Origin of the sequence: Mycolicibacter heraklionensis (genome assembly GCF_001021505.1) — a bacterium.
Taxonomy (GTDB): domain Bacteria; phylum Actinomycetota; class Actinomycetes; order Mycobacteriales; family Mycobacteriaceae; genus Mycobacterium; species Mycobacterium heraklionense.
In genome coordinates, this window is record NZ_LDPO01000014.1 from 131,950 (window position 1) to 138,514 (window position 6,565).

4 protein-coding genes are annotated in these 6,565 nt (G+C 75.8%); 1 reads left to right on the forward strand and 3 read right to left on the reverse strand.

Annotation, left to right across the window (positions count from 1 at the left end; all coding sequences use genetic code 11):
- The first annotated feature begins 58 nt into the window (after nucleotides 1–58).
- Nucleotides 59–1,393, forward strand: coding sequence for a bifunctional adenosylcobinamide kinase/adenosylcobinamide-phosphate guanylyltransferase (locus tag ABW16_RS16500; protein ID WP_047320269.1), 1,335 nt, complete (start codon nucleotides 59–61; stop codon nucleotides 1,391–1,393).
- Here the strand turns inward: ABW16_RS16500 and ABW16_RS16505 are convergent.
- The 3 genes from ABW16_RS16505 to ABW16_RS26475 all read right to left on the reverse strand — a co-directional run.
- Entirely contained in the window at nucleotides 1,374–1,775 is a 402-nt protein-coding gene (locus tag ABW16_RS16505) for a pyridoxamine 5'-phosphate oxidase family protein (RefSeq protein WP_047320270.1), read from the reverse strand. The two genes, ABW16_RS16500 and ABW16_RS16505, sit on opposite strands and share 20 nt — an antisense overlap.
- A 26-nt stretch (nucleotides 1,776–1,801) precedes the next feature.
- On the reverse strand, nucleotides 1,802–2,188 hold the full coding sequence (locus tag ABW16_RS16510; RefSeq protein WP_047320271.1) for a hypothetical protein: 387 nt from the start codon (nucleotides 2,186–2,188) through the stop codon (nucleotides 1,802–1,804).
- Between the two features lie 41 nt (nucleotides 2,189–2,229).
- Nucleotides 2,230–6,565 (reverse strand): hypothetical protein (locus ABW16_RS26475; protein ID WP_047320289.1); only part of this gene is annotated, 4,336 nt, incomplete at its 5' end.

The following is a 6,565-nucleotide window of genomic DNA, read 5'->3' on the forward strand; positions in this document are numbered from 1 at the left end:
ACGGCGTGAAAGTGCGAGTGGTGTGCGCCGTGGGCGCAGAGTCAACGACAATGGCCGGGTGGAGATCCTGCTGCTGGGCACCGGCAGTGCCGACGGCTGGCCGAATCCGTTCTGCCGCTGCGACTCCTGCCTGTCGGCGGCCGGGAGCGTCCGTGGCCAGACTGCGGCGCTGGTCGACGACGTCCTGCTGCTGGACTGCGGGCCGGAGGCGCCGCGCGCCGCGATGCGGTTCGGGCGGTCATTGGCCGGAGTTCGGCACATCCTGTTCACTCATGGACACCCCGACCATGTCGGCCCCGCCGCGCTGTTGATGCGGCACTGGACCGGGGCGGGCGAGCCCCTGGACGTGGTGGGACCGGCCAGTGCCCTCGACCAATGTCGGCATTGGGTGGGGCCCGACGACCCGGTCCGGTTCGTCGAGGTGTCGCCTGGCGACGATGTGCGCCTGGGCGACTACCGGCTGCGGGTGCTGGCCGCGGCGCACGGTGCCGACATCGGCGGTGACGCGGTGCTCTACGACCTGGAATCTGTTGGTGGCCGGATCTTCTGGGCCACCGACACCGGGCCATTGCCCGAGGAGACGCACGCCGCGGTGGCAGGCGCCGGCTACGACGCGGTGTTTCTGGAGGAGACCTTCGGCAACTACACCGAGCACGGCGCCGAGCACCACGACCTGCCGGCGTTCGCGGCAACTCTGGAGCGATTGCGCGCCTGCGGCGCCGTCACCGCCGCCACGGACGTCGTCGCGGTACACCTGAGTCACCACAATCCTCCTGAGCCGGAATTGACTGCGGTACTGTCTGATTCAGATGCTCGACCGGGATCTGATGGTGAGGTGGTGCGAGTGGGCGCAGCCGGTACAGCACCCACCCACACCCTGGTGCTCGGCGGGGCACGCTCAGGCAAGTCCGCGCACGCCGAAGCGCTGCTGGCCGCTGAGCCGGCCGTGACCTACCTGGCCACCGGCGGAGTCCGCGAGGGTGACCCGGAGTGGGCCGAACGTATTCGACTGCACCGGACGCGACGTCCGGAATCTTGGCGCACCGTCGAAACCACCGACGTGGCCGAGGCGCTGCGCACCGCCGAAACCCCTTTACTGCTCGATTGTTTGGGCACCTGGCTGACCGCGCGGATGGACCTGCACCGGGTGTGGGACGGTGGCGCGCTGGACGGCGTGCACGCCGATATCGACGAGCTGGTGTCGGCCTGGCGGGCCTGCCCGGTGCGGGCGGTGGCGGTCAGCAACGAGGTGGGCAGCGGGGTGGTGCCGGCCACTGCATCGGGGCGCCTCTTCCGGGACCTGCTCGGAGTGCTCAACACGCAGATCGCCGCCGAGTCCGACGACGTGGTGCTGATGGTGGCCGGCCGGCCGCTCAGGCTTCCTGTGCCGTGAGCTTCAGGTCGACACAGTCGCTGTAGCAAGGGGTTTCGCCCGGTGACTCGGGGGTGGCGACTCGGATCAGCACCGCGCGGCTGGGTGCGATCGCCAGGCTGGCCAGCTCACCGGCATCAGACACCTCGGCGGTGCCGTCGACGATCACGGTGTAACCGCCCGGCACCGGCGGCGGCCACATCACGGTGACGTCGGTGCTGCGGGCCAGGTTCGCCCGGCTGCGGCGGCCGCCGAGGGCGCCGATGTGCACGGTGTCGCCTTGCAGCACCGGCATCACCGGGACCGGGTGCGGCCGGTTCTCGGCGTCGACGGTGATCAGGTAGGCATAGTCGTAGCCCACCAGCTTCTCGGCGAGCCGCGCGAAGTCCACGTTGGAAGCCATGTGGACCAGGCTAATCCGGTGGGCTGTCAGTCCGCCTTGAGCTGCACACAGTCGTGCACTGTGCCGACCGCCCGATCGCTGCCGGCCTCGAACACCGGGCGGTGTAGCAGGGCCTTGGTCGGCGTCACCAGCACCGGGCCGGCCAGATCCTCGGGAAGCTCAGCGTGGCCGTCGACGAACAGTGAGTACTCGTCCACCTCGCGCGCGGGCCAGACCAGCGTGACGCCGGCGCGGGCCGCGATGTTCTCCCGGCCGTGCGAGCCGACCGGACCGATATCCACCCGGGTGCCGTCGAAGGTCGGGGTGATCGCGGTGGTGCGGACGCGATAGTCGTCGCCGACGGTCACCAGGAACGCGAACCCGTAACCGGGCAACAGCTCGGCCAGGCGGGCGAGGTCGACGGACTTGGCCATGGAATCGAGGGTAAAGGCCGTCCACGGACACCGGTAGCGCGCTACGGACTCGGGACCCCACCTGCCCCGCCGGGACCGCCGGCCCCACCCTGGGAAATGAGGGTGGCGGCGCCAGCACCGTCAGCGCCGGGGGTGCCGGCCGCTCCGTCAACAACGGTCCCGTCGCCTGCGGTCCCGTAGCCGCCGTCGCCGCCGTCGCCGCCGTGGCCGCCGTAAACCCAGACCCCACCCTGGCTGAAGCCCGTTCCGGCCAGCGCGCCGTTGCCGCCGTCGCCGCCGCTGCCGTGCAGGCCGTTGCCGCCGTTGCCGCCGTTGCCGCCGTCGCCGCCGTTGCCGCTGCCGGCCCCATTGGCGCCGCCAGGGTAGCCATAGGCGCCGTTGCCGCCGTCGCCGCCGTTGTCGCCGTCGCCGCCGTCGCCGCCGTTTCCGCCGCTGCCGCCGTTGCCGAGGAAACCCCACGCCCCGTCGCCGCCGTCGCCGCCGTCGCCGCCGTCGCCGGAGACCGAGCCGCCGTTGCCGCCGTTGCCGCCGTTGCCGCCATTACCGCCGTTGACGGCAGGGCTGCTGGATGTGGTACCCGCCGAGAGGTCCCACCCGCCGTGTCCACCGACACCGCCGTCGCCGCCGTTGCCGACGGTGCCGCCCGACCCGCCGGCGCCGCCGTTGCCGCCATTGCCAGGAGGAGGCTCGCTGTTGGTGCTGGGGGCCCAGCCGTCGCCGCCGGCCCCGCCGGTGCCGCCAGATCCGATGGCCCCGGCGCTCCCGCTGACGCCGCCTACCGCCTGGGCCTGCCCGCCAATACCGGCGGCGCCGGGCGTACCGCCGGTACCGCCGTTGCCGCCGTTCGGGTTGGCGGCGTCGCCGGCCGTCCCGGCCCCGCCCGTACCGCCGTTGCCGGCCGCCCCGCCGTCGCCGCCGTTGCCGGACGTGGTGCCACCCAAGCCACCGGTGCCGCCGTTGCCGCCTTGCCCGCCGCCCAGGCCGGCGGCTCCGGTTCCCCCGACCCCGCCGGCCCCGCCGGTCCCACCGTTGCCGACCGGGCCGGCGTTGCCGCCGGTACCGCCGGCCCCACCGGCGCCAACCCCGGGCATTTCGACACTTGGAGCACCGGGGCCGCCGATACCGCCGGTACCGCCGGTGCCGCCGTTGCCGGAGATCGCGCCGCCGTTGCCGCCGTTGCCGCCGCGGCCGCCCGTCCCGGCGCCCAGGAAGTCACCATGAGAGGTGGCGCCTTGTCCGCCGTTGCCGCCGTCGCCGCCGTTGCCGACCGCCCCGCCGTTGCCTCCGTTGCCGCCGTTGCCGCCCGCAACTCCGCCAAAAAAAGTAATCAAGTTGTCTTGGCCGGGTGCGCCGTTGCCGCCGTTGCCGCCGGTGGTGGCCACGGCCCCGTCGCCGCCGCGCAGGCCGATGTCGCCCCCGCTGCCGCCGACCCCGGCCGCACCGCCGGCGCCGCCGGTGCCGACGGTCTGGCCCGGGTCACCGCCGTCGCCTCCGTTGCCGCCGACGTACGACGCGCTGCCGCCGTCGCCGCCCTGGCCGGAGTCACCACCGTTGCCGCCGTTGCCGCCGTCACCGTTGGTGCCGTGGCTGGACGCTCCGCCGGTCCCACCCGTGCCGCCGCTCCCGCCGGCTCCGCCATCGCCACCCTTGCCGGCGGTTCCGCTGCCTCCCGGGCTGTCATAGGCGCCGCCGACTCCGCCGTTGCCGCCGGTTCCGCCGACGCCTCCGGTGCCGCCGGTCCCGCCATTGCCTGAGATCGAGCCGCCGGCCCCGCCGGTCCCGCCGACGCCGCCGTTGCCGCCGGTTCCGCCGACAGCACCGTTGCTGACGGTGCCGCCGGCCGCCCCGGTGCCGCCGGACGCGCCAGCGCCGCCGCGACCGCCGGCCCCGCCGTTGCCGCCGTTGCCTGCGGTCGCCGCATCGCCGCCGGCCCCGCCGCGACCGCCGGTCGCCCCCGGAGAGGTGGGAGCCGTGCCCACTGCGGCAGCACCGGACCCGCCGGCAGCGCCGCCGTTGCCGCCGTTTCCGCCGTTGCCGACGGCTCCGATCGCCGCACCGCCGGCGCCGCCGTCGGCGCCCGCTGCGCCGATAACGGGGTCGGCGCCGGCCGTGCTGGTGCTGACGGCGTCTCCGCCGTTGCCGCCGTTGCCGCCGTTGCCGCCGTTGCCGGAGGTGGCGCCGCTCATACCGCCGGTCCCTGCGGTCCCGCCGGCCCCGCCGGTGGCGCCGGCGTCGCCGTTCCCGCCGTTCCCGCCGTTGCCACCATTGCCGACCGCCGCGCCATTGCCGCCTGCGCCGCCGGCACCGCCCGCCGCACCGTCCGCGGTGAGCGGACCGCCGGTGCCGGACAGCCCGGCGTTGCCGCCGTTGCCGCCGTTGCCGCCGTCGCCGAAGCCGCGGGCCGACCCGCCATTCCCGCCGTCGCCGCCGACGGCACCGGTGGTGGCGGGTGTGGGGAGTCCGGAGGGGGCGTTGTCGCTGGCGTTGTCTCCGATACCGCCATCACCGCCGGCCCCACCATTGCCGCCGTTTCCGGAGGTGGTGCCACCCAAGCCGCCGTTGCCGCCGTTGCCGCCGTTTCCGGCTCCCCAGGTGATCGCGGTGTTGTTGCCGCTCAGGTGGCCGCTTACGCCGCCGGTGCCGCCGTTTCCGCCGTTGCCGCCGTTGCCGACCGCGCCGCCGTCGCCGCCGTTTCCGCCGTTGCCACCGAGGACCTCCGGGAGGCCGTACTGCTGATCGGCCCGCCCGCCGTTGCCGCCGTTTCCGCCGTTGCCCCCGCTGGTGACCGTCGTCCCGTTTCCACCGGTCGCTCCGGTGCCGGCGCCGTCGCCCCCGGCCGCTCCGCCGGTCCCGCCGGTACCGGCGTTGCCGGGGTCACCGCCGTTCCCGCCGTTCCCGGCGTTCCCGGCGCGAGGCCCTTCGGGGTGATAGGTGGCATTGCTGCCGCCGTCCCCACCTCGGCCACCGTCGCCGGGTGTTCCCGCGTTGCCCCCGGTTCCGCCGTCGCCGCCGTCGCCGTTCGCGCCGTTAGTGGCCGCGCCGCCGGTTCCGCCAGTTCCGCCGTTGCCGCCGTCGCCGCCGCTGCCGCCGTTGCCACCGTTGTCGCCGTCGCCGCTGCCGCCCGAGCTGCCCCAGCCGGCGGCTCCGGTTGCACCGGCGCCGCCGTTGCCGCCGGTACCGCCCGCGCCGCCGGCACCGCCGTCGCCCGAGAGCGTCCCGGCGGTGCCGCCGTTGCCGCCCGCCCCACCCTTGCCGCCGTCGCTACCGTTGCCGCCGTTGCCGCCGTCGGTGTCCGGCGTAGTGCCATCGCCGCCGGTCGCGCCGTTGCCGCCACTGCCGCCGTCGCCGCCGTCGCCGTGGTCGCCGCCCTTGCCGCCGGCCCCGCCGTTGCCGCCGGTCCCGTCGGCGAGGGTCGCGTTGGCCCCGTCGCCACCGCTGCCGCCGTTGCCGCCGCCGGCCGGTGTGGCTCCGGTGTGGCCGTCGGCGCCCTGGTAGGCGCCGGTGCCCCCGCCGACACCCGCGGTCCCGCCGAGCCCGGCGTTGCCGCCGTTGCCGCCGTCACCGCCGTTGCCAGCGCCGCCTGAGCTGGCGGTGACACCGTTGCCGCCGTCGCCGCCGGTACCGCCACTACCGGCGGCCCCGCCGTCACCGCCGGTGCCACCCATGCCGTGGCTGCCGGATCCTCCTGCGGCAACCGCTCCGCCGGCACCGCCATTGCCGCCGGATCCGCCCGCTGCGCCGTTGCCGCCGGCACCGCCGTTGCTGCCGTCGCCGCCGGCCGAGTCGGCGGAGCCGTCGCCGCCATTGCTGCCTCGGCCGCCGTCGCCGCCTTTTCCGCCGGTACCGCCGCTGCCACCGGTTCCGCCGTTGCCGGAGATCGCACCGCCGACGCCGCCGTTGCCACCCACGCCGCCGTTGCCCCCAGCAGAGGCGTCGTTGCCGACGCCGCCGCTGCCAAAGCCGGGCGCGCCGCTGCCGCCGCCGCCCCCGTTACCGCCGTTGCCCCCGTTGCCGCCGTTTCCGACATTGCCCCCGTTGCCGCCTGCTCCACCGGCTCCGCCGTTGCCCGAGGTCACGTTCGGGTCGGCGGCGCCGTTTCCGCCGTTTCCGCCGTTGCCGCCGCCGGCCGCGATGGCGCCGGTGTGGCCGCCGGCGCCTCGATCGGAGCCGGTGCCACCACCCGCACCGCCGGCCCCGCCGGCTCCGGCGTCGCCGCCGTTGCCACCCTGCCCGCCGTTGCCGGCCGACACGTTGCTGCCGAAGACGGCGTTGCCGCCGTTTCCGCCGTTGCCGCCGGCGCCCGAGACGCCGCCGGTGCCGCCCGCTCCGCCGACGCCGTGGTGTCCGGACCCGCCGGCGGCCACCCCGCCCCCGGAC

Coding starts and splice junctions, on each gene's coding strand:
- ABW16_RS16505 (WP_047320270.1), bottom strand. CDS start 1,775: ATGGCTTCCAACGTGGACTTCGCGCGGCTCGCCGAGAAGCTGGTGGGC.
- ABW16_RS16510 (WP_047320271.1), bottom strand. CDS start 2,188: ATGGCCAAGTCCGTCGACCTCGCCCGCCTGGCCGAGCTGTTGCCCGGT.